At 40.0% G+C, this 23,596-nt stretch carries 23 protein-coding genes and 1 pseudogene; 4 read left to right on the plus strand and 20 right to left on the minus strand.

All coding sequences use genetic code 11. From position 1 onward, the window contains the following. Positions 1 to 166: 166 nt before the first annotated feature. From PGQ38_RS15505 to PGQ38_RS15525, 5 genes are all read right to left on the minus strand, one after another. Positions 167 to 574 (minus strand): hypothetical protein, encoded by a 408-nt coding sequence (locus PGQ38_RS15505; RefSeq protein ID WP_204453460.1) that lies wholly within the window; start codon positions 572 to 574, stop codon positions 167 to 169. After that, positions 564 to 686: a hypothetical protein gene (locus PGQ38_RS15510; RefSeq protein ID WP_264295764.1), complete on the minus strand. Its 123-nt coding sequence runs from the start codon at positions 684 to 686 to the stop codon at positions 564 to 566. Before PGQ38_RS15510 ends, PGQ38_RS15505 begins: the two co-directional genes overlap by 11 nt. A gap of 235 nt (positions 687 to 921) precedes the next feature. Next, positions 922 to 1,302, minus strand: coding sequence for a DUF4313 domain-containing protein (locus PGQ38_RS15515; protein ID WP_204453462.1), 381 nt, complete (start codon positions 1,300 to 1,302; stop codon positions 922 to 924). A gap of 327 nt (positions 1,303 to 1,629) precedes the next feature. Beyond that, positions 1,630 to 1,875: a hypothetical protein gene (locus PGQ38_RS15520; protein ID WP_118580277.1), complete on the minus strand. Its 246-nt coding sequence runs from the start codon at positions 1,873 to 1,875 to the stop codon at positions 1,630 to 1,632. Between the two features lie 7 nt (positions 1,876 to 1,882). Continuing rightward, positions 1,883 to 2,545, minus strand: a complete 663-nt coding sequence (locus PGQ38_RS15525; RefSeq protein WP_118580337.1) for a DinB/UmuC family translesion DNA polymerase — start codon at positions 2,543 to 2,545, stop codon at positions 1,883 to 1,885. Positions 2,546 to 2,552: 7 nt separating this feature from the next. Between PGQ38_RS15525 and PGQ38_RS15530 the strand changes: the two genes are divergently transcribed. Further along, a complete protein-coding gene (locus PGQ38_RS15530; RefSeq protein WP_226854550.1) occupies positions 2,553 to 2,951 on the plus strand; it encodes a hypothetical protein in 399 nt (132 codons plus the stop codon). A gap of 83 nt (positions 2,952 to 3,034) precedes the next feature. On the opposite strand, the gene PGQ38_RS15535 is transcribed toward PGQ38_RS15530, so the two are convergent. The 5 genes from PGQ38_RS15535 to PGQ38_RS15555 form a co-directional block, all read right to left on the minus strand. Then, entirely contained in the window at positions 3,035 to 4,408 is a 1,374-nt protein-coding gene (locus tag PGQ38_RS15535; RefSeq protein WP_204453463.1) for an MATE family efflux transporter, read from the minus strand. Positions 4,409 to 4,572: 164 nt separating this feature from the next. Beyond that, positions 4,573 to 6,600, minus strand: coding sequence for an alpha-xylosidase (gene yicI, locus PGQ38_RS15540; RefSeq protein WP_173736502.1), 2,028 nt, complete (start codon positions 6,598 to 6,600; stop codon positions 4,573 to 4,575). A gap of 25 nt (positions 6,601 to 6,625) precedes the next feature. Continuing rightward, entirely contained in the window at positions 6,626 to 7,459 is an 834-nt protein-coding gene (locus PGQ38_RS15545) for a carbohydrate ABC transporter permease (RefSeq protein ID WP_118580283.1), read from the minus strand. Then, the gene (locus tag PGQ38_RS15550) at positions 7,456 to 8,352 is read right to left on the minus strand and encodes a carbohydrate ABC transporter permease (RefSeq protein ID WP_204453465.1); all 897 of its coding nucleotides are present in this window, start codon (positions 8,350 to 8,352) and stop codon (positions 7,456 to 7,458) included. The genes PGQ38_RS15545 and PGQ38_RS15550 overlap by 4 nt, the downstream gene beginning before the upstream one ends. Before the next feature lie 94 nt (positions 8,353 to 8,446). After that, positions 8,447 to 9,694, minus strand: coding sequence for an ABC transporter substrate-binding protein (locus PGQ38_RS15555; protein ID WP_204453467.1), 1,248 nt, complete (start codon positions 9,692 to 9,694; stop codon positions 8,447 to 8,449). A gap of 209 nt (positions 9,695 to 9,903) precedes the next feature. On the opposite strand from PGQ38_RS15555, the gene PGQ38_RS15560 reads away from it, so the two are divergent. Then, positions 9,904 to 11,664, plus strand: coding sequence for a sensor histidine kinase (locus tag PGQ38_RS15560; RefSeq protein ID WP_270432546.1), 1,761 nt, complete (start codon positions 9,904 to 9,906; stop codon positions 11,662 to 11,664). Next, positions 11,657 to 12,409: a response regulator transcription factor gene (locus PGQ38_RS15565; RefSeq protein WP_173717310.1), complete on the plus strand. Its 753-nt coding sequence runs from the start codon at positions 11,657 to 11,659 to the stop codon at positions 12,407 to 12,409. The genes PGQ38_RS15560 and PGQ38_RS15565 overlap by 8 nt, the downstream gene beginning before the upstream one ends. Here the strand turns inward: PGQ38_RS15565 and PGQ38_RS15570 are convergent. From PGQ38_RS15570 to PGQ38_RS15600, 7 genes and pseudogenes are all read right to left on the minus strand, one after another. Next, positions 12,402 to 13,265 (minus strand): YitT family protein, encoded by an 864-nt coding sequence (locus tag PGQ38_RS15570; protein WP_148462085.1) that lies wholly within the window; start codon positions 13,263 to 13,265, stop codon positions 12,402 to 12,404. The two genes, PGQ38_RS15565 and PGQ38_RS15570, sit on opposite strands and share 8 nt — an antisense overlap. Before the next feature lie 131 nt (positions 13,266 to 13,396). Then, positions 13,397 to 14,497: an ABC transporter ATP-binding protein gene (locus PGQ38_RS15575; protein WP_118580298.1), complete on the minus strand. Its 1,101-nt coding sequence runs from the start codon at positions 14,495 to 14,497 to the stop codon at positions 13,397 to 13,399. Between the two features lies 1 nt (position 14,498). Beyond that, positions 14,499 to 15,413 (minus strand): annotated as a pseudogene (locus tag PGQ38_RS15580) (FecCD family ABC transporter permease); the annotation flags it as partial. Further along, on the minus strand, positions 15,392 to 15,733 hold the full coding sequence (locus PGQ38_RS15585; protein ID WP_204453470.1) for a hypothetical protein: 342 nt from the start codon (positions 15,731 to 15,733) through the stop codon (positions 15,392 to 15,394). The pseudogene PGQ38_RS15580 and the gene PGQ38_RS15585, both read right to left, overlap by 22 nt. Positions 15,734 to 15,862: 129 nt before the next feature. Beyond that, the gene (locus PGQ38_RS15590; protein WP_204453472.1) at positions 15,863 to 17,005 is read right to left on the minus strand and encodes a hypothetical protein; all 1,143 of its coding nucleotides are present in this window, start codon (positions 17,003 to 17,005) and stop codon (positions 15,863 to 15,865) included. Positions 17,006 to 17,075: 70 nt separating this feature from the next. Beyond that, the gene (locus tag PGQ38_RS15595) at positions 17,076 to 19,109 is read right to left on the minus strand and encodes a P-loop NTPase fold protein (RefSeq protein WP_270432551.1); all 2,034 of its coding nucleotides are present in this window, start codon (positions 19,107 to 19,109) and stop codon (positions 17,076 to 17,078) included. Positions 19,110 to 19,165: 56 nt separating this feature from the next. Beyond that, positions 19,166 to 20,059: a hypothetical protein gene (locus PGQ38_RS15600; RefSeq protein ID WP_204453475.1), complete on the minus strand. Its 894-nt coding sequence runs from the start codon at positions 20,057 to 20,059 to the stop codon at positions 19,166 to 19,168. 357 nt (positions 20,060 to 20,416) lie between these two features. Between PGQ38_RS15600 and PGQ38_RS15605 the strand changes: the two genes are divergently transcribed. Next, positions 20,417 to 20,602 (plus strand): hypothetical protein, encoded by a 186-nt coding sequence (locus PGQ38_RS15605; RefSeq protein WP_204453478.1) that lies wholly within the window; start codon positions 20,417 to 20,419, stop codon positions 20,600 to 20,602. A 52-nt stretch (positions 20,603 to 20,654) separates the two neighbouring features. Here PGQ38_RS15605 and PGQ38_RS15610 read toward each other — a convergent pair whose 3' ends face one another. The 3 genes from PGQ38_RS15610 to PGQ38_RS15620 all read right to left on the minus strand — a co-directional run bounded on the left by PGQ38_RS15610 (position 20,655) and on the right by PGQ38_RS15620 (position 23,488). Then, positions 20,655 to 21,812 (minus strand): IS3 family transposase, encoded by a 1,158-nt coding sequence (locus PGQ38_RS15610; protein ID WP_270432555.1) that lies wholly within the window; start codon positions 21,810 to 21,812, stop codon positions 20,655 to 20,657. A 218-nt stretch (positions 21,813 to 22,030) separates the two neighbouring features. Next, on the minus strand, positions 22,031 to 22,618 hold the full coding sequence (locus PGQ38_RS15615; protein ID WP_118584255.1) for an SOS response-associated peptidase: 588 nt from the start codon (positions 22,616 to 22,618) through the stop codon (positions 22,031 to 22,033). An 87-nt stretch (positions 22,619 to 22,705) separates the two neighbouring features. Beyond that, positions 22,706 to 23,488, minus strand: coding sequence for a PhzF family phenazine biosynthesis protein (locus PGQ38_RS15620; protein WP_204453081.1), 783 nt, complete (start codon positions 23,486 to 23,488; stop codon positions 22,706 to 22,708). Positions 23,489 to 23,596: the final 108 nt, after the last annotated feature.

Genomic DNA, 23,596 nt, shown 5'->3' on the forward strand with positions numbered 1-23,596 from the left:
TTTTTCCCGCTATAAAAGCATCCGTGTCCTCTTTGGATATGAAACATTCTTTTGCAAGGCTTTCAATAGCCGCTACATTTTGACAGGTCCGGTAATGTTCTGCCAGGACATTTACTTCCTCTATGCTTTTTGCCAATTTTTCCAGCATATAAAGTTCCTCCCGTCATTATGCAGCTTTGGAGGTGTGATTTTCTGCATTTCCGCCAGCTGCCGCTCTTTGCACTTCCTGGGATTCCTTATCAAGCTCATTCACCAGATTCAGTATTACCCGGCGTACCCAAAGGTTTTCATTCCACTTCTTTTCAAGGGTCTCCGCACTCTCTACAATGTCTTTCCACGCATTATCATCTAATGCACGATGTCTGTATTTCTTGTAAAATGGATAGATCTCATACATGGCCTTTTTAACATCCACATAAATAACAGAATCCACATTGGACAACAATCCCATCAGGACCGGATGCCTGTCATATTTCTGGATCAGCTCCTGGATTCCAACAGGTCTTTCTCCTGTGTACAAGCCTAAAAAGTCATTAAATATCGTTCCAACTGTATTTATATTTCTATGTTCCATTCATGTCCTCCTCTGCTCTTTTGATTCTTGCTGTTACGGTTTCCGGTAAGCATTCAAACGCTTCTGCAATTGCATTTTTACTGTAGCCTTCCAGAAACAGCTTTTTCATCATTTTTTCCTGTTCTTTTTTCTTCAGCTTTTTCAGGGAGGAATCCCTGATCTTATGCTTCAGGATTTTTTTACTTAACGGATGATCCGGTCCATATTGATAGATTTTCCAGGCCTCCGCTGCATTTAGTCCGCAGACAATTGCCAGTACCAGGCAATAATAGCCTGCATACTCTTCATCTTTTATGCCATCACCCTCTTTATAGCTCTAAAGTTTTTCGGTTCCCGGCATTTTCCATTTATGCATGTCCTCCTTCCTGTTCTGCAAGAAACTTTTTTACGCCTTCCCGATCATATTCTGCCAGTTTTTCCAAATCAAAACGCACCAGCCGATAATCACAAAATCCAGAATGCCCCACTCTTTGCAGCACTTCTCCAAGCTTGTATTTTCGGATAAACGAAAGCTTATACTTGCACTCAAAATCTGAGATAAATGCTTCGTTTATTTTTATATTCTCACCTGGCAAGCTTACTGTTAAAATGTCATACAGTTCCTCTTCCTGATCTTTTTTCTTGACCATTGCGATAAAAAGCCTGTTTTTGCAACGATAAGAATCCACTTTCAAAATGAGTTCTTCTTTGCACAGACTTCCTTCGTATTCCAAAGTTTTCTGTTCCATGTTCCTCCTCCGATATGCTTATATTTTTTTGAATTATCCAGTAACTCCTTTCCTTCGTATTTGCGCCCTTTGCCTGGATTCTGGAATTTTTGGCAACAAAAAAAGACACCAAAAATCCATTCCAGGTTTTTGATGTCTTTCTATATTTTCCAGATCTATTGTCTCAAATGATTGCTTGTGATTCGCACCAGCCCTAAATTTTCCTGCATAGAGTGCTATGCATAAACGATAATTCGATTATAGAATAGCACAATATATAGTGCGTGTCAATTATATATTTCTATATATTGTATTTTCATTTTCTCTGACAGTCTCCAGCTTCACGTATCAGGAACATCGTCTCTCCATAAACCATTTATCAAATTCATAGTATAAATGGCTCTCTTTTCCATTCACCATTATGGTGTAACAAATTCCGGTTCCACCAGCTTTTCGACTAGCACAGCGCTCCCTTGCAAGAATACGGTCCACATGATATTTTTCCCCGTCTTCCCAGATAAAGTCCACCGGGCTCATAGTTCCATCTTTGTCAAAATTGACAAGGACATCCACATATACTTTTGCATTTTCCATTTACTAATTACCTCCCATTAAAATACCCTATCGGATGAACCGTGTGGGAACTTTGTGCATCCAGACTTGCAAGAGCTTTATCCTGATACATAAAAGCTTTTTGCACACTGAAATAGCCAAACCGTCTACGGATTTCATCCACCGCCTGATCCATTTTCTCCTGTTTTTCTCGTTGTTCCTCGCTCACAAATAAGTCAAGCTGTATAGGAATATCGGATAATACCAGACTTTCTGCACGAACGCCCAGGCTTCTGATCGGATGCTGCCAGTTATAATGTTCCTGAAAGAGCTCGTTTGCAGCCTTCATAATCTCATTTGTAATGTCCGTAGGACGCTCCAGCTTTTTCTGCCGGGAAAAAGAATATAACCCATTATCCCGGATACTGATGGATACTACCTTGCATTTAAACCCATGTTTTCGAAGCCTGGCTGCAACACTTTCTGCTAACGCCATCAATACAATCTGCACATCCAGATTATTTTCCAAGTCCCTGGGAGTCGTGGTACTATTGCCAATAGATTTAACAGGTGCTTCATATCCCTGGGGTGATACTGGCGACTCATCCCATCCATTTGCAAAAGTATAAAGCACCAGACCCATTTTTCCCAATAAACGTTCCAGAAATGTAGGATCCGACAGGGCAAGCTCGCCTTTTATCAACTGGACCATTGAGACCTTGTCACTGATCAAGGCCCGTCTGCAGCGCGGGGACCGGATCACAGACGAAGTCAGCGGGGAAGTTTACACCTTGTATTCTTTCCAGCAGTTTGTGGAGAAGAATTTCTCTTCTTACATAGCAAGCCAGGTGTTTAAAGAGACTTCTAAGCCTGAGAAAATTTACTTCTCACTGAAACCATGTGAAGAAGGCTACTCTCTGGTGGCAGCTGACTCAGACAGCAATAAGACATATGCCTGGATTTCCAGCCTGAGCAAACGATTCTCACTGGTAGAAATGATCGCTACCGGAATTGTATATGTGAAAGATACTCGTACCAATACCTATCAGCCATTTATTTCCGGAAAGGGGAAATATTGTAAGTATGATAAGGAAAAGGGAATTCTGGTAGAAATCTAACCAAAATGGACACAGATCACAATGCCATTACTGGAGGTTCAGTAATAAAGACATTGCAGTCTGTGTCCATTTTTCATCAGATCCTATTGTTCAAAAATATCTTCCCGGGTAATATTTTTCGCCCACTCTCCCTTTCGGTAATGATGGAAAACCCAGGGCCATTTCACGAATTCGTCTGTACAAAGCAGAAAGTAAACCCACAACACTGGAAGCTTCAGTACAAAGGCAGCGAAGAAACCTAGCGGCACCGCATATACCCACATATCTACCGTGTCACAGATTAAGCCAAATTTCGTATCGCCCCCTGCCCGAAAGACACCTGCAATCAGCGCAGTATTTACTGCGGATCCCATAATATAGTAGGTGTTAATGAGAAGCATGTATTTCAGATAATGCATAGCGGTGTCATTCAGGGAAGCAAATTTCATCACAAAAGGAGTGATGGCAAGGACGATCAGCCCTCCAAGTGCACCGGTGATCACAGTCAGCTTCAGCATTCTGGAAGCGTATCGTCTGGATTTTTCCAGGTCTCCTTTTCCCATGATCTGCCCAAGAAGAATGGTTCCCGCACTTGCAATGGCAAAACAGAATACAGAGCCAATGTTCCGCACCACAGTAACCAGGGAATTAGCGGCCACCGCGTCAGTGCCAAGGTGTCCCAGGATTACAGAATACATGGAAAAAGCAACGCTCCAGGACAGGTCGTTTCCAAGTGCCGGAAGTGACAAACAGATAAAGTCCTGAAACAATACTTTACTGCGAAGGAACATATATGCCAGATTCAGCTTCACATTTTTACTAAAGGAAGATACAACCACACAGCCAATCAGCTGGATCAGTCTTGATGCAGCGGTGGCGATTGCAACGCCGGTTGCACCAAGCTTCGGAGCACCGAACAGGCCGAAGATAAAAACTGCATTTAGGAATATATTCAGAATAAATGCCAGCATATTCAGCGCCATACTGATGGTTACTCTTCCAATACTTCGAAGAACTGCCAGATAGATCTCCGAGATTCCCCAGCAGATATAGGTAACGCCCATAATGCGGATATAGGAGGAACCAATGGTGATCAGCTCAGGATCATTGGTAAATAGCCTCAGCATCATCTGAGGCGCAGTAAATGCAACCAGGGCAACCAACAGGGAAATCAACACAGAGAAACGAAGTGCGATTCCCTCTACTACATGAATCGCCTGAAAATCCTTTTTACCGGCATATTGGGAGCACAAAAGAGAGGCTCCGGTACCGATGCCATAATACACCATAAATAAAATATTGGAATAATTGGCTGCCAGGGATACCGCCGAAATAGCGGACTGCCCCACGTAATTCAACATGATCACATCCGCTGAATTCACAGCCGCACTGAGCAGATTCTGTATAATAATTGGAACCGCCAACCGGAAAATCTGCGGATAAAAATCATCTTTTCCAATTGAAAGTATTCTTTTCATTTTCCCTCCTTAGTAAATACCTATATTTAAATAAACCATTTGGTATTATACTGTTTTTCTGTCCCAAAAGCTATCCCTTTTCTGACAGAAAATAACAATATTTTGACATTAAAAAGGCACTGTCTGGGACAAACATGCCAGACAGTGCCTGTAAAATCTTTCTATTAAATAACTTTTAGTAAAGGATCTCCTTCTCTTACATACAATGGCAGACTGAAGTAATCAAAGGTTCCGGTATGCCACTGGTTTCCCTGTGCAGGTTCTTTGGTAAGAAGATGTACCCAGTTTCCTTCTGGAAGATAAAAATCCTGTTTTCCATCTGAGGAAAATACAGGTGCAACCAGAATGCGGTCTCCCAACATATATTGCTGATCCAGATATGCGCAGTTTCTGTCTTTTGGGTATTGCATGTGCATTGGACGCATTACGGGAAGCCCTTTTTCATGGGCAGTCTGTGCAAGGCTGTAAATATAAGGCATAAGCTTCCATTTCAGCTCGGTAAAGTATTTCAGAACCTCACAGGCCTCTTCATCATAATTCCATGGAACACGATAAGAACTGGATCCGTGTAAACGACTGTGGGAAGATAAAAGTCCGAAAGCCACCCACCTTTTGTACAGATCAGCTGAGCCATCATCCTCGAAGCCGCCAATATCGTGGCTCCAGAAGCCAAAGCCGCTGTCCATAAGGGAAAGCCCGCCCCTTAAGGTTTCGGCCATGGAAATATACTGGCTGGTTGAATCTCCGCCCCAGTGTACTGGAAATTTTTGTCCGCCTGGTGCTGCACTTCGTGCAAAAAGAACAGCTTCGCTTTCTCCTTTTTCTTTTTTCAGAAGCTCAAATACGCACTGGTTATAAAGATACGTGTAATAATTATGCATTTTTTCCGGATCAGAGCCGTCGAACCATTTTACATTGGTAGGAACACGTTCTCCGAAATCTGTTTTGAAACAATCCACTCCCACATCCAGAAGTGCTTTCAGCTTACTCTGGTACCAGCTGCATGCATCTGGATTGGTAAAGTCTACCAGTCCCATACCAGCCTGCCACATATCCCACTGCCAAACTCTTCCATTGTCTTTCATCAGAAGATAGCCCTTTTCCATGGCTTCTCCAAACAGAGGCGACTTCTGTGCAATATAGGGATTGATCCAAACACAGATTTTTAAGCCTCGCTTATGAAAACGTTCCAGCATACCTGCCGGATCCGGGAACATATCTTTATCCCAGGTGAAGTTGCACCATTCGAAGCCTTTCATCCAGAAACAGTCAAAATGGAAAACAGAAAGAGGAATATGGCGCTGTTCAAATCCATCAATAAAGCTGTTTACCGTAGCCTCGTCGTAGTTGGTGGTAAAGGATGTGGTAAGCCATAAGCCAAAGGACCACTTAGGCGGCAATGCCGGTCTTCCGGTAAGGGCTGTGTATTTTTCTATAATTTCCAAAGGGGTAGGACCATAAATAACAAAGTATTCCAGTTCCTCATCTTCTACAGAAAACTGTACGGTTTCCACCTTCTCACTACCTACCTCGAAGCTGACACGTCCCGGATGATTGACAAAGACGCCATAGCCTTTGGTCGTATAATAGAACGGAATATTCTTATAGGAAATTTCACTGGCTGTACCGCCATCCTCATTCCAGATATCCACGGTCTGGCCATTTTTTACCATAGGGGTAAACCGTTCCCCAAGGCCATAAACCAGCTCGCCAACACCTAAATTAAGTCCGGAGACCAGATAGTTCATGCCTTGTTTGTGATGCATCATTCCCGTAGTTTTGCTCTTGATACAGGTAAGCTCCCTTCCATCTCCATAAAACTTCATTTCAGGGGAACCAGTTTCAAATTCCAGGGAAAGCTTTCCTGACTTTAACGTCCATTTTTCTTTGCCGGAAGCTTTCTCACATTTACGTTCCGGACTTTTATCTAAATCACCATACAATTCAAATGATGGGCTTTTTACGTAATTTCCAGCGTGATTTACCATGTGGATTCCCAAAATGTCCTTTGCTGGTGCGGTGAAGGTATAGGTCATCATTCCAATGTTTAAGGTATCCCCGCGTCCCTGGATTTGTTTATAGGGGGCAAAAGCCAGGAGTTCGTTTTCCCGCTCTTCTACCTCATAAATGTCTCTTACATAATCAGCCTGAAATTCATCTCTCACAAGCCAGAAGCCATTGGTAAACTTCATCTTCCATTCCTCCTTTGAAAATCGGTCAGCCTTTTACGGCTCCAGCTACAACACCCTTGATAATAGATTTCTGGAAAATCAGATACAGGATCAGCGCTGGGATAATGATCAGGATCGCAGCAGACATAATGTTCTGCCATTCCATTTTGTACTGTCCCATAAAGCTGTAGGCTGCAAGCTGCAGGGTTTTGCTGCTCTTTCTTCCGCCCAGCATAAGAAGGGGAAGAAGAAAGTCATTCCAGATCCACATTACATTGATGATCGTAACCGTCGCAGTACAGGATTTCAGCATTGGAAAAATAATACGGGTAAAAAGCTGAAACTGGTTGCAGCCGTCAATAAGTGCGCTCTCTTCCAGTTCCAGGGGAATGCCCTTGGCAAAGCCCTGATACAGGAAAATACTCATTGGGGCACCAAGCCCCCAGTAAATAATGGCAAGTCCCCATATTTTCCCATTGATATGTAAAGTGGTGGCTACATTTACCAGAGTAAGCATAAAGGACTGGAACGGGATCATCATAGGCGCAATGCAGAACAGGAAACAGAAACGGCTGTAGCGTGTTTTCACACGTGCCATTTTATAGCCTCCCATGGAAGCGATCACGATAATGCCGAGAGTTCCTATTACTGTGGCGATGAGTGTATTCAAAAAAGTAGCTGGATATTTCATATCATGAAATACATTTTTTATATTGTCAAGAGTAAAAGCAGATGGAAGGCTCATAACATCTGTCATGATTTCCTGATAGCTTTTAAAGGCATTGATTCCCACCAGGAAAAGAGGGGAAAGATATAAAAGCAGAAAAAGGATCAGGAATAACTGTATTACACCGTGAAGTGCTTTGCTTTTTTTACTCATGCCTCTACCTCCCTGCCTTTAAAGAAATTAACCTGAATTACGGAGATCACCAGAACGATGATAAAAAGAATTACACTTTTGGCGCTTCCATATCCATAGCGGCTGTTGTTAAATGCAGTGTTGTAAATATCAAGTGCAATTGATGTAGTGGATGTTCCCGGACCGCCGCCTGTCAAGCTGAAGATCAATTCAAACATTTTTAAGGAATTGGCAACAGAATGGAACATGCAGAAGGAAATGGACGGCATGATCAGCGGGATAGTAATTGAGAAAAATCTGCGGACTGCTCCTGCCCCATCCAGGTCTGCGGATTCATTTAGTTCCGTTGGTACTCCCTGCATACCTGCAACGTAGATCAGGATATAAAAGCCAAGGCTCTGCCAAACAGAAACAATGATGGTGGAGAACACAGCCAGTTGGGAGTCTCCCAGCCAGCTAAGACCGAAAATTCCCCATCCGGTTATGGACATAAGTGCTTCAAATACTCTGGTACAGATAAATTTCCAGATAAATCCAATGATAACAAGGCTTATGATATTGGGAATATAAAAAGCGGCTCTGAAAAATCCTTTGCCTTTGATCTTGGATTCCAGAAGTGCGGCAAAAAAAATGGCAAGTACATTTACGATCAGTACTGTTCCAATGGCATAGATAAAGGTATATTTCAGCGCACTGACAAAGGCTGGATCATTGGTAAAAAGCCGGATATAATTTTCGAGTCCGATAAATTCCGATGTTTTTCCAATACCGTTCCATTTACGGAAGGAATAATAAATACACATAACGAAAGGAATTCCTACAAACAGCGTGATGAAGAAAACTGCAGGGGCTACATATCCTGCGAATTCCAATGCTGTTTTTCTGGCCCTTCGTTTCTGGCTGTTTGCCTGCATAAAGAAACCTCCTGTCCTTTTCGGAAAAACAGGGCTGCCGAAATTGTCAGCCGCCCTGTTTTCGTTTTTATTCACGCGATCATTTTATAATAAATTACATTGCATCGTAAGCATCAACAAATAACTGGGTAAGAACCTCTTTTGTCTCGTCGCGGTCTGCATTTCCTGCAACATAGTTCTGGAATGCGGTACCAAATGGCTCTTCTACACCTTCTGGTCCTTTAAAGATCCACCATGGACATGTTACGGAATTATCCTGTGCAGCTGCAGTTTCTGCTGCAAGCTGTGTATCAGGTGCATCTGCTCCGGTAAGTGGGGAGATATCACCGATAACTGATGGAACCCAGCTTCTTCCATAATCAGAAGTACACATGTAGTTCAGGAAATCAAGAACCGTATCAAGATTTTCGGAATCTTTTGCTACACGGAAGGTAAGGTTGGACTCAACTGCGAGAACTGCTTTTTCGTCCATGCGGGGCATATAAACATAACCCATATCAATATCAGGGGCAATGGCGCGGATACTTGCCTCGTCCCAGGAGCCATTGTGGATCATGGCAACTTTTCCTGTTGCAAAATCGGAGCACTGAAGATCATTGGTGGACTCCATTGGCTTGTCACCGCTGTACTCCTTGATCAGATCCAGAAGATCAAGTGCAAAATCAACCTGCGGAAGCTCGCCAAATTTCAGATCTCCTTTTTTCACATCTTCAAAGAGCTTGTCATAATCGCCGTCATAGGCATCACTCATGGACGGATAAACGGTCTGTGGAAGGATCCACCACTCACCAAATCCGGAGCTGAATGGCTGAATACCTGCATCTGTCAATTTCTCACAAACGGTGCGAAGCTCGTCTAAGGTAGTTGGAAGTTCTGTGATTCCAGCCTGCTCAAATAATGCTTTGTTATAGATAAAGCCATGGGACTGAACCAGGAATGGCATTCCTGTAATATGGCCATCTTCTGTTACAGATGTAAGGGTTGTCTCGGAAAAGTTCTTCATAAACTCTTCGTCATCCAGGTTATAAATATAATCTGCATATAAAGTATTGTCGCTGTATGCACTGGAAAGAAACAGGTCCGGAACCTCACCGGAATTTAATCTGGAACGGAGTACAGTCTGGTAATCATTCTGAAGGACTTCCAGCTCAATGGATACATTTGGATGTTCTTCTGTATAATGATCGATCAGATCATGGTAAGCGTCTGTGTATTCCGGACCATTAAACATGAAATAAAGCTCTACCGGATCATCGTCTGCCATTACGGTTACAGAACCCATTGTAAGAGAACTGACTGTCATTAAACCGGCCATTAATAAAGCAATTTGTTTCTTATGCATATGCATATCCTCCTTCTTTTTGCTGCTGCCCGTTTCGCCCACGGCAGCCTGCTTTGTTTTTGATAATCTAATCATACACTATGCAATATTACAAATAAATAGAAAAAATCAAACTGTTTATGGTAAAAGTTTGATATCTATAACCTGTTCTATTGTGAATGAATACAACAAGTTGTATAATATTGCCATAATAAAAAGGAGCTTTATATATGAAAAAGAAAATAGAAAATTTATCCATGCAGACGCAGCTGACAGTTGTGATCCTGTCTGTGATCGTTCTTGCATTTGGAATTATTTTATATAGTGGTTATTCTGGTCAGGCAAGGTCTTTTGCAGAGGAATATACTTCTTCCACACAGACTATTCTGGAGATGGATGTGGCAAATCTGGATCAATATATTCAGGGTCTGCGGATCTTTTGCGTACAGCCCTGCCTGAATGTATCTGTCTATAATTCCCTGCTGAAGAGAAAACCTCTTTCCTCTTCTGAGATCAGTGACATAAAACAGGAAATCCAGTCTTCCTATCACAGCAGAACAGATATCCGTTCTTATTCCATTACAGCAATGAATCAGGATTTATGTTTTGAGCGGAATGCAGGGGTTGGGGGACAGCATATTTTATCAACCCCTATAAAAGATACTGAAATATCCAGACCTTATATTGCCTGTGGAAGCAATGACAAATATGAATATCTGGCGCCCCCGGATTCAGAAGATGTGTTTTTCCGGTATTATCACTACCTGATCCGCCTGAGAAACCGGGAACCAGTTAGTTTGTCTTATGTGGATGTAGATACTACACAGCTGCGGCTGCTTATGAAAAACCATCAGGATTATGGGCAGATCTTATGCCTGTATAATTCAGATGGTGAACTTTTATATTCCAGTTCTGAGGATATCCGAAATCAGGAAGAAAAAGAAAAGAAGCAGCTTTTTGGGCTTCATTCAGATGTTGAAAATGTAAATATCGGTGGAATTTCTTATCTTGCACTTCGCAGGACCAGTGAAGAGACGGGTATTGTCCTGCTTTCCCTGCTTCCTAAAAGCGCCTGGGACGACCGGGCAAGAGACTTTTTGCTTCCTCTGGTAATGCAGATTGCAGTGATCACTATCTGTCTGATCATTATTGTTACACTCATGATCCGGATGATCACAATTCCATTGAAGAGGCTGTCTTACCAGATGGGAAAAATGGGTGAAGGAGACTTTTCTCCCACAGCTTTTGGCGGAGGCTGTAAGGAAACCTGTGCATTAACAGAAAGCTATAACGACATGGCAGCCCACATTAATGAATTGATCGAGACCAACTATATTTCCAGCATCAATGAGAAAAATTCCAGGCTCCAGGCGTTGGAGGCCCAGCTGAATCCCCATTTTCTCTATAACACTCTTCAGGCGATTGCTACAGAAGCATTGCTTGCAGACTGCCAGGAAATTTATGATATGATTGTGTCTTTGTCTGCAAATCTTCGTTATACCATTAAAGGTGGAGAGCTCGTCAGCCTGCAGGAGGAACTTGATTATGTAGACCGGTATATTCTTCTACAGAAAACAAGACTAGGCGGGCGTCTGGAAGTGACGAAGAAAATTAATCCAAAGGTAAATCTGGCTGTGATTCCAAAAATCAGTATTCAAATGCTGGTGGAAAATGCCATTATACACGGAATGCCGGAGGACGGAGCTGTTCTTCACATTATCATCCGGGTATGTATGGAAAATAACCGGCTGCTCATCAGTGTATATGATGATGGAAAGGGAATTCTCCCAGAAAAAGTGAAAGAACTGAATGATATTTTTTCCGGAAAATCAGCAGATACTGGCAATTCCATCGGACTTCCCAATCTTGCAAGCCGTTTGAAAATACTTTATCAGGGAGAAGCTGGTCTGTTTCTGGAATCGCAGGGCGATCAGTTTACAGAAGTAAAAATGGAACTTCCGATCAGAAAGAGGGGAAATGAAAATGTATAAAGTACTGATTATTGACGATGAGGCACCTGCTAGAATTGCAATAAGCAGGCTTGGTCACTGGGCAGATTATCATATTACAGAGCTTTATCAGGAAACCAACGGTGCTGCAGCTTTAAAAACCATGCGGGAAATAAAGCCCCAGATTGTTTTTGTAGATATGCAGATGCCGGTTATGAATGGCATGGAATTTCTGGAAAAGGCTTCCCATGAATTTAGGGATACCTGTTTTATTGTAATCAGTGGGTATGATTATTTTGATTACGCAAAGGCAGCTTTGAAATGTGGTGCCATTGATTATCTGTTAAAACCAATTGCACGGGAAGAATTGAATGCTGCCATTGATAAAGCAGTCCAGACATTGGGAAATACTGGTACCTGTTTAGAAAAAGAAGCGCCAAAGCTTTCCCCTGATGAAGTTGTTGCCAGGATCCGGCAGGACATTGACCAGAACTATCCACAGCCCCTTAAGGTCAGCAGTTATGCGAAGAAGTACTTCTTTACCCAGGAGTATCTCACACGCCTTTTTCGCCAGCATTATGAGATGACCATTCAGGAATACCTCCTTATGGTCAGAATGACCCGGGCGAAAGAACTGCTGGAGAATCCTTCTATTAAGATCCAGGAAGTTGCTGCCCGGGTTGGATATTCCGATAATAACTATTTCAGTAAGGCATTTCGGAATTTCTTTGGAATTACGCCCACAGATTGCAGAAATAAGTGTTTCGTGAGCAGAAATACTAAATAGACCGAAAGCCCTTTCCAATGATCTCACTGCTGTTTACAATGGTAATGAAAGCGTGGGGATCAATCTGTCTTAAATGAATGCGAAGGCGGTTGGTCTCGCTTCTGGTGAGAACAGTCATCAGTACCTTCTGCTCCTGTTTGGTATAAACACCGAAGGCATTTTGCTCAGTTGCAGAACGGTGAAGATCGTTGATAATAAAGTCTTCCACCTGATCTGGGTACTTGCTGATAATGGTACAGACTTTTCGCAGGTTCAGGCTTTCAATGGCACTGTCTACAACGGTACATTTCAAGATCATTCCCAGGATACAGTAAAGTCCGGTCTGTGCACCGTAAAGGTAAGCGGCGATCAGTACGATTCCAAGATCGCTGACCAGAAGGGCGCGTCCAATCTCCAGACTGGTATATTTGTGCAGGATCATGGCTACAATATCGGTACCACCAGTGGAAGCGCCTACGTTAAATACCATGGCCGCTCCTACTGCTGGCAGGATAACCGCAAAGCACAGCTCCAGGAATACATCATGTGTCAGCGGGAAACTAAGCGGATAGATCACTTCACAGGCACTTACATAAAAAGACAGGGCAAAGGAGGAATAAATAGTCCAGCCCATAGAACGGATTCCCAGAAAGAAAAATCCGAGTACAACCAGCGCTGCGTTGACGATCCACATGAATGCGCCTACATTCCACTTCGGAAACAGGGTAGACAGGATAATGGACAAACCGGATGTACCGCCAAATGCGAAGTGGTTTGGCGTTTTGAAAATGGAAATTCCAACTGCTGTAAAAATTAATCCCAGATTCAGAATTAAAAAGAAAATCAGGTTATCTTTTGTAAAAATCTTCTTTTTCATAAGTTATTTTATCTCCTCCCTTCAGTAAAATTAGTATAGCGCAAAACATGTGTTCTGTATAGAGCGTTTTTTTCTATTTTTTATATAATGAGCTTAAAATCCCTCACTGCTTTTGATATAGAGTTTTTTCTTTATACAAACTGCACTTTTCTGCTTTTCTTTGCTGCCTCGATAAGCTCTCCCAGCCGCTTATTGCAGCTTCCAACAGGTACGCTTGTACAGATAACCCTGTCACAGCTTTCCATGGCTTTTAAAGCTTTCTGGAAGGTTTCCCCACTGATTTCCATAAAGGGTTTCTCTGTGATCACCTGATCGGCCAGCAGTCTTGCCAGGCGGTAATCCACATCATTGGTGTATAGAACACCTGCAATAAAAGGAGTATGCACCTTCTGAAGCTGCCGGAATACGGGAATACCAGTGCCGTTTCCACAGATCACAAAAGTTTTCGCTTCACCTTCCGGCTTTGGAAGTTCAATGCTCCCAAACAGCGGATCAAAAAAGCCGTTGTTGATTTCATAAAGCTCCCGGATCATATTTTCCTCGAAAATTTCCTCAGGTTTTCCAAAATGGGAAATGGTATCTCCCTTTACACAGATGATCTTATCCGCAATCTTCTGTGCAAGGTCAATTTCATGAAGAGACATGATAACAGTTATCTGCTTTTTCTTCGCCATATCCCGAAGAATAGATAAAAGATCCAGCTTATGTTTAATATCCAGGAATGAAGTAGGCTCATCCAGAATAATAATATCTGGTTCCTGGCAGATCGCGCGTGCAAGAAGCACCCTCTGGCGCTGTCCATCACTGATGTTGTTAAAATCACGGCTGCCAAGAGCTTCTGCATGTACCGCCTTCATAGCTTCTTCTACCTTTTCTTCATCTTCCCTTGTAAGAATGCCAAGCCTTCCTGTATAAGGATAACGGCCGGTTGCTACAATGTCATGGCAGGTCATCAGCTCCGGCTTCATTCTCTCAGTAAGAACTACAGCCATACGGGTAGACAGATCCCGAAAGGTAAAGGACAACAGATTCTGGTTGTCAAAATAGACCTTTCCGCCAATGATCTGCAGCTGTCTTGTAATACTTTTTAAAATAGTAGATTTTCCGGAACCGTTAGGACCAATGAGAGTTACGATCTCTCCCTTTTTTATTCCAATACAGATATCGTGGATCAGTGCCTTTCGATTGTAACCAACAGAAAGGTTGTCCATATGAAAATAATAATTGTCCATTTTAATTTCCTCTCTTCTTTCGCAACATCATGAATATAACTACTGGTGCTCCAAAGATGGAGGTAACGGTGCTGATGTTCAGCTCCAGAGGCGCGAACGCCATTCTGGCGATCAGGTCACACATCATACAGAAAACAGCACCTCCCAGGAAGGTTCCCGGAATGATGATCAGCGGTCTGGATGTACCAAAGCTTCTTTTCATTAGAAATGGAACTGCAATTCCAACAAAGGAAATAGGTCCTGCAAAAGCAGTTACTGTTGCAGACAAAATGCTGGAAAGCAGGATTAATGCAACACGGAAAAACTTAATATTCACACCCATGCTCTGCGCATAAGCTTCTCCCAGCTGATAAGCTCCAATGGGCTTTGACAACAGGAACGTAAGGAGCAGGGTGACACCTATAACTGCACAGGAAATGTAAACATTACTCCAGCTCATACCAGAGAAGCTTCCCTGTGACCATCCATGAAGATTTACAATATTTGAGTCATCTGCAAAGGTTACCACGAAGTCTGTAACTGCGGAACAGATATATCCGATCATGATTCCGGCAACCAGAAGGGTAGCCATGTGCTTGATCCTTTTGGAATTCAAAAGAATAAATCCAATGGAAATCAAGGAACCTATAAAGGCAGCGATGATCAAAGTATAAGAGGTTACATTCTGGGCGATTTCAAGATAGTAGATCATAGTAAGTGCAACTACCATTTTGGCACCGGAGGAAATTCCCAGAACAAAAGGTCCTGCAATGGGATTTTCAAAAAAGGTCTGAAGAAGAAAACCAGATAAAGATAATGCACCTCCAAGGATGGCTGCCATCAGGATCCTGGGAAGACGGATCTTCCAGATGATGCTGTATTCCTTGGTGTCAGTGGCTTTTTTCAAAAGGATATTTACGATCTCAGACAGGGAAATTTTTTATTGTTAAATGATACAATAGAACCTGGAGTATCAATAGAATATCCTGCTTTAACATATAAAAAATCATTTTCAGTATAATCTGGTTTTTCATGGCTATGTAAGCCTTTAATTCGCTTTTTTTCAAATTCACCTTCATAATTTGGGATTTTATATGTTATATTTTTTTCATCTTCTTCAAACTTATTTATAGCTTCATCAACATTTATTTTATATTCTTCTAAATAACCAAATGCTTCTAAATAACTGTAAATATCATATACTTTTCCTGTAACAATTTGTTTTATGATTTCTTTTCTATGAGAATTTAAATTCATCAATATACCTTCTTTACTTTAGTAATGTTAAGCACCTATCTCTTTTTATACAAAAATATTGTTAGTATTGATTTATACCGATTATAGACGCTAACCAAATCTTGTTATCCAATCATTTATTTTTCTATATTATACAATTTCATTTTGCAGTTGGATATCCGAAATTTTGTATTGAATCACCCTGAGGCATATTTCCATCAATTCTGCCACAGCAATATCTATTTTTAAGAGTTTTTCATTTTCTTTTCCAGAGTCACCATGAAAATAGTGATTTCTCAAATCAATTAACTTTTGCATACTTCCTTTATCGATTGCTACTTCATTACCGCACTCCTGAAGATTACATATTTTCAGTCTGTTCAATATATTTGCTAGTTTTTGTGCACGTCCAATATCCGTCATTCTGCTCAAATTTCCCTTTAGTGTACTCAAAATTTGTTTGGATTTATCAGCCTCAGAATGAAGTTTTCCTTTAATTTCCTGTAGCACTTCATTCACATTCTCAACAGAGAGCAATTTATTAGCACCAGCCAATCCAGCATATTCTTTTTCTATGAATTCAATAATAGCAAATAAATGAAAAAATTTGCTGTTCATATTCTCGGAACCAAGTGCAATAAAATATTCCTCAATAAGAAATTTCAATTTTTCATCTATTTCCAAATTTAATAGAGATAAAAACTCATTCTTATCCAAATATCCATATAATATACAGGACGTGCTTACTTTCATTTCTATTTTAGATTGAACCTGAATGCAAATATGTTTCATTCCATTCTGATCTACATATTCCACAGGCTCACTTAACTTATCCAGTAAGCTTTCATATGGTTCATACGGCTTAACACTCCAGTTTATACTATCATTCTCCCATTGCACCTTTGGCTGAAAACTTTGTTTATTGCAATTATGTATATTCAACTGAAGGCTAAGCGTTCTGCATATATCCAATAAACTATTTTCAATTTTTCCCCAGGCTTCCGTTTTTTCATGCGCTACAATATTTTCTACCCTTAAAGAAAAATAATTTTTCAGTAATGTTTTCTCTTCATTCTGCCAGCCACAACTTAAACAAAATTGCATTTCCTCTTGAGCTATTATGCTGTTTCCTGGATAATCTTCCAATGGCTCATTTATAGTGTAAGCTTTCTTCCAAAAAATGTTTTCTTTTACCCCCATTATAAATTCGGAGGAATCTTCTTCGTTACCATTCAAGTCTCTACTGTTATATCGTAAAATAATATCAGCTGAAAAACATCTCAATCTTCCCATTCTTGTATTCCTCAAAGAATCAATTGTGAGCCCGTTATTTATTCACAAAATTGCCACTTTATAAATCCTGCTATTCTTTTGCACTTTCTTCAAAATCTGTAAACTTCAAAAGGTATTCTTCAATTATCTGATACTGAAATCTTCTAATCAACTGTGTTTCATTTTCTTTGCAATGCTTCATTGCAAGGCATAATTTTTTTCTTTCTTCGTTATCTTCAATAAAAGCATTTGGATTATATTGTAGTGGATATACTAAACGAAGAACAGAAGCAAATTTTTGCAAATTTTCTCCATTCGAAGTTTCAAGCTTTCCAATAAGTGTCTTCACATCCAAAGCCTTAAGAAATGGAGATAATTTTTTTGTGTAATCCTCCTGTTTTTGGGGATGTTTCACATTTAAACAATAATCATATATTTTTTGTGCCCAATTATCTTCTTGCAAAAAAATGTTTAAATCATCTTCTGATTTTTTCTCCATGAATTTATTATAAACTTCCTGTAATTTTCGAATATACTGTTTATACAATTGTTCAGTTTTCTTTGATTCCCAGGACATTGTACCTATACAATCCAAAATTCCAGTGGCTCTCTTTGCTTCAATTCCTTCACACATTGCTTCAAGCAATCGATCTGTATATTTAATATCGAATCCAGCCGTGTGGATTTGCAAAAAAATTTGTAATATTCTATCGTAGGAGCCAATATCATATATTCCCTTTCGCGCGTTTTCTATTACAGCATTCATATTGTTCACTATAAAATCATCACTATCTGCTCTATACCATTTATCTTGTAATAAATTAACAGGATCGTTTTTGAGTAATTTTGTTCTGGTTTCCTCCACATCAAACTTTTTAAAAACTCTCTTTCCTTTTTCAACATTCAACCAACTATACTTTATATAATCTTCTATGACTCTAACCCGAAATTTCACTCCTTCTATATATTCAGCATCGTTCCAATCATCCTTTAATTTTCCTGTTTTAAATAAAATGCAGCTATCCCAGCATGACAGGATAACCCGTTTATAGATAAAATCTATATTTTCGTAATCCTCACCGTCCAATACCTGAAGCAACTTATCCATTTTTTGTAAAAAAAATTGGAAGGTACGGAAATTAACATGTTTCGCTTTTTCCATACTTTCAGCCAGATAATTAATATTTTTTTCAAGCTGTCTTCTGTCATTCGTATTATATGTAGAGTTTTTTTGAATTAAATTGCTCATAACTTTTTTAGTATCAGGATTATAGTAAAATACAGTACCAACAATTTTTTCACGAATATGCTCATATTCTGATTCCACACCAAATACTCTGGCAACACGCTCTTTTGCCACATTTAAAGATACCTTTTTTATTTTTTCATTTTCAGGCTGTTTATTTTGCATGGATATAAGATATTTTACAAGTTGTCCATTTCCAGGTTCTGTAAAATCAAGTGTTTCATCTCTTCCAATAACTGCACGAATCTGCATTGCTAATGTCTGTGCATCTATCTTTTTTCTGAATTCTTCTTGATTAGCAATTATAATGACTTTCATTCCAGCCTGTTCAACAAACCCATTAATATATCCAAGAATATCCTGTATGGAGCAATCGCATCTTTCAAGATCATCAAATATCAAAACACAATTTTTCATTGGACAAATATGTTTAACGGCATTTTGGACTATGTTTTTAATTTTCCTTTCTTTTATATCTATATCGCCCAGTTTTCCCATAAAGGGAGATCCAATATCAATTATTGTTCCAATTACATTTTCAACCAGCTCTGTATGTTCCATCACAAGTTTACTTTTATCCTTAAGCAGATAATCTAAATATAGCTTTTTTCCTAGCTCCTGAATATTAGAAATGCCATACAAAGATACATACAGTACTCTCTTCTCGTTAGATTCAATTTTCTTCAATAACACATTCTTCACGAAATATGTTTTTCCACTTCCCCATGCTCCATCAATCATAACAGCATAATTATAGAAATCGGTATCTATATAATACTTAATTTCTTTTAGAATACTGCTCTCACTTAAGTACCGCTCATCCATTTCTTGTCTTCCCCTTCCTATAATCTTCTCACCTACAGCATTAGCATTCTGCACAATACTGTAGCTTATGCCAATCTTCTATTTGAAATTTATTATTTTTTCTTTCTTTTCTATGGAAGAGGAAAAATTCTTTGCCAATTATCATCAGGATTAAAAATATCTTCCGTATCATCTTCATTTTTAGCCCAAGCACCAAAAAAGTCTTCTGTCATCCCTTCTGTAATTGTACGAATAATTGCTTGAGGATATTTACAATGTCTCGCAACCCGATAATAATCATCCCAGTCAAACACTTCCAAAACCTTATTTTTCTCAGAATTTGTAAAATATGTAAAAGTATATTTCATAATATCTTCATCCAATATCATCCAATCACCATTAGAATTTGAAAGAATCTTCTTTTTATATACCTTCTCAATCTGCTCCGACTCTAATTCAGTAAGTTCTGCCAATATTGCACAATATGTCACCACATCTTCATAATCCACTAATTCTTGAATTCCTGTAGCTGGAAATTTATATGAAAACAATTCTCTTTGTCCCTTAAGTGTGAATAGCATCTTTTCTATTTTTTCTGCCAACTTCTTATTTAAATGATTTTTAATTTCATTGTATGTTGTATTCAGAACTTTTTCATGAGATGTTACCATCAAGTTGGGAATATCACTTGTATTTCTATATGGACAAACATACAAAAAAGCTCTTGCAGCGCAAAACATTGCATAGTATTGAAGATATGGTACAGTTATTAGCAAATTTTTTTCTATAGAATACTCCGCAGAATTTAAAAGCAATGTAGCTGCCATTATCATTTTAGATGCACAATACGTTCTCAACATCCACTCAGAATTCAAAAGAGAATTCATTTCAATTATTCCGTCTTCATTTTTACAGAGTTTTACAAATTCTCTATATGTTGCATCTTTGAATTTCTGTATCTCTTCATCCTCTACATACCAATTCGATAAATAAGGAAATTCCATTAATTCACTCTCACCATTCATATTCCAGCCCCCTTATATTTTTTACAATCATCTATTTGCGCTTATAGCATTTCTCAAGTACTACCTACCCACTACTAACCTTTTTTCATAAGTCTATTATACATTTTAATTATCTTTTTTTCCATAAAAAAAAGGAACTCCAGCTATATCACCAGAGTTCCAGTTACTGTTCAGGGGCAATGTCATTTACTTAGGGGAATTTCTTATTAGAAAAGAAATTTCCCTTTTTCTTACCAGTAACTCAAAAAATTTCTTGACATTATATCAATTTTGTGCGGTTTTTTTCTGATTAATATCAGAAAAAACCAATTAGTTAGGAATGTATTTACGATTTATCACCTAACTAAGGAGGCAAAAATGACGTACTCAAATTTAATGAAACAGATGCTTATGGCATCCATTGACGAGCTTTCCAAAACGCCTGAAATCTATGCGGTTCATCCGGATAAAGATTTTACCCGTAACAGAAAAATTAGTTTTCATGATTTTCTTTTTCTTTTGCTGACCATGTATAGTGGTTCAGTTGTCAAGACAAAAATCTAAGCTTTTTATAATGAACTGATATATGTAACTGGGTAGGGGGAGAAAATCCCCCTTAGGCTGCATGATCATCCAGTAACAGGATCGGATAATAGCAGGATGCCGGTGTCTGATTATTGAGTGCAGAATGACAACGTTCAAAGTTGTAAGTGTGCACATATTTACCGATTGCCTTCCGTGCTTCTCTGATATTGTTATATTGGGTCAGATATGCTTCCTCGTACTTGAAGCTCCGGAACCATCGTTCAATCATGATATTGTCAGCCCAGCGGCTTTTACCATCCATGCTTTGAAAGATCTGGTTCTCTTTGAGAAAATTCATATACTCATGGCTTGTAAACTGACAGCACTGATCCGAATTCAGGATAACAGGTTTTGCTACCATAAACGCCTTCTTTAGCGCAGTTATGACCATTCTGGTATCCAGAGTATCATCGACTTCCCATCCAACGATACAGCGGCTGTACCAGTCAATCACAGCTGTTAAATATAAAAATCCATGTTTAATGGCGATATATGTGATGTCGATTGACCATGCCTGATTAGGACGGTCGATAACGGCGTTACGCAGCAGATACGGGCAGACTTTAGCCTGTTGCATACGTTTAGAAAGGTTCATTTTTGGATAGATTGGATCAATCCCCATTTCATTCATATAACGGCGCGTTTTCCGGCGGCCAACCGGATGCCCTCGTTTCTTCAGTTGAGCAGACAGTTGTCGTGCTCCCCAGGCCGGGTTATCCGTGTGTAATCGATCTATGATCGATTTGCAATCTAACTCCTCCTGAGATATGGGCGTGCCCTTGTAATAAACACTGGTACGATTGATATCAAGAAGCGCAGCTCCTGTTTTAACTGGAAGTACTTTAGTCTTCAAAAGGTTTTGGACTAAATTTACTCTCGTAGTCAGGTCCAAGTGTTTCTTCAGATTTTTTTTCAACCAATCCACCTGCATGGTGAGTTGGCCAACTTTTTTCGCATATTCAGCTTTTTCCTTGCGCTCTAAAGCGAGTTTTTCTTTCAGATTATCCTCTCGTGTGTCATCAAAAACCACGGATGCTTTATCGAGGAATTCCTTCTTCCAGTTGCGGAGAAGGTTTGGCTGAATATTGTTTTCGCTTGCAATTGTATTTAAGTCTTTTTCTCCTTTGAGCAGTTCAATCACTAATTCTGATTTGAATTTGGCGGAGAAATTTCTTCTTGTTCGAGACATAATAATGATCCTTCTTTCTGTAGTGTTTACAGTATATCAGATTCATTAAGAAATGTCTCTTGAAGTGTCTTAAATTATGATACCATTATATTCGTTGTGTCCAATTTATCGGAATAAACCCTTGGTTTTAATACCGATCCTATTTTCCATTTTGTGCGAAAATAAAAAGGCTGGTTCTGTGAATAATTCACATACCAGCTTTTTTCGGGATTCTATTTTCAAAACAAAGACTGCTGCTCATAGGGCGTATAGCGTTCTAATGAAACCGGCTCCTGCTGCAAGAGTTTTCCTGCACTTTCCTTTTCACTAAGCCAGGGAACAACCTGGCTGCTTTCCAGAACCAGCGGCATTCGGTCATGTACCAGTTTCATGGAATCATTGGCCTGTGTCGTAAGAATGATAAAACGGTCTTCCATACCAAACCGGTCATAAAATCCTGCCAGATACATGGTATTCCCATCTTTCCGGTAAAAAGTATTCTTTTCCTTCTGATGGTTCCATTCATAGAAACCGCTTACTGGAATCACTGCCCGGTGATAGGAAATCCCATTCTGAAAGATCCGCTTCTCTTTTACAGACTCTGCCCTGGCATTAAAAATGATGCCTTTTTTCTGCCAGCCTGGATACCCCCAGGTTTTTTCGGTCAGGCAAAGCCTTCCCGGCTCTTTCCATACAAGAACGGGAGCCGTTTCCGTAGGATGAATGTCCCCGGTCTGGATTTTTTTCTTTACGTTCTGCTCAACCAGGGAGACAATCCGTTGTAGATCCTGATAGGTTTCTTCTGAGATGTAATATCTTCCGCACATGTTCTATCCCTCTTTCATCCATACTATAAAGTTTCTTTACTTCTCTTAGTATTTCTTTTATTAAAAGGAATCTTCGATAGCTCCCATTTAGAGTTTTGCCTTAATATCAGCAACCGCAACCAATACGGCTTCCCCGCTGATCTTTATCCTTCCTTTATCCAGAAGTTCAAGGTAAAGATATCCCCCACGTCTGGATGCCTGATACGCTTTAATCGCAGGCTTGTTCAAAACTCTGGACCAGTACGCAGCGATCTGGCAATGCGCAGACCCACATACAGGATCTTCTGCAATGGATAGTTTCGGACAGAAGCTTCTCGAAACACAGTCCACATTTATTCCTGCAGCTGTAGCGTTCTGGATCCTGCCCTCGATTTCCTTTAAAAGTGTCTGGTCAGGCTGCATCTTCCGTACCTGTTCTTCCTTTTCAAAGACACAGATCAGATCAAGCCCCAGAACTGCTTTTTGTGGCCGTACCCCGAATGCCCTTTCCATTGCATCCGTAACTGGTATCTCACGAAGTTCATAGGTTGGAAAATCCATTTCATATAGATTTTCGTCTTTCCTGACCGTCAGCTTTCCACTAAGGGTATGGAATGTAACAGCATCGCTTTGGGGTTCATAATAATTCAGGATTACAAAAGCAGAAGCCAGTGTTGCATGCCCGCATAATTCCACTTCCGTTCCCGGTGTGAACCATCTTAAATGGTAGCCTTTTTCTTCTTTTACAATAAATGCTGTTTCGGAAAGATTGTTTTCCATGGCAAGCTTCATCATAGATTTCTCAGGCGGCCAATGATCCATCACACAAACCGCTGCCGGGTTTCCGGAAAACGGTTCATTTGTAAAAGCATCCACGATATATTGCTTCATTTCTTTACTTTTCTCCAATCCTAACGTACAATTTTCATTTGAACTATCAAAATCTATTTTAATTTTCTGCAAAGTAATGTTTCAGCGCATATTCAAAATGAAGGTTGA

The sequence above is a fragment of the Blautia faecis genome (genome assembly GCF_027662325.1).
Lineage (GTDB): Bacteria > Bacillota > Clostridia > Lachnospirales > Lachnospiraceae > Blautia_A > Blautia_A faecis.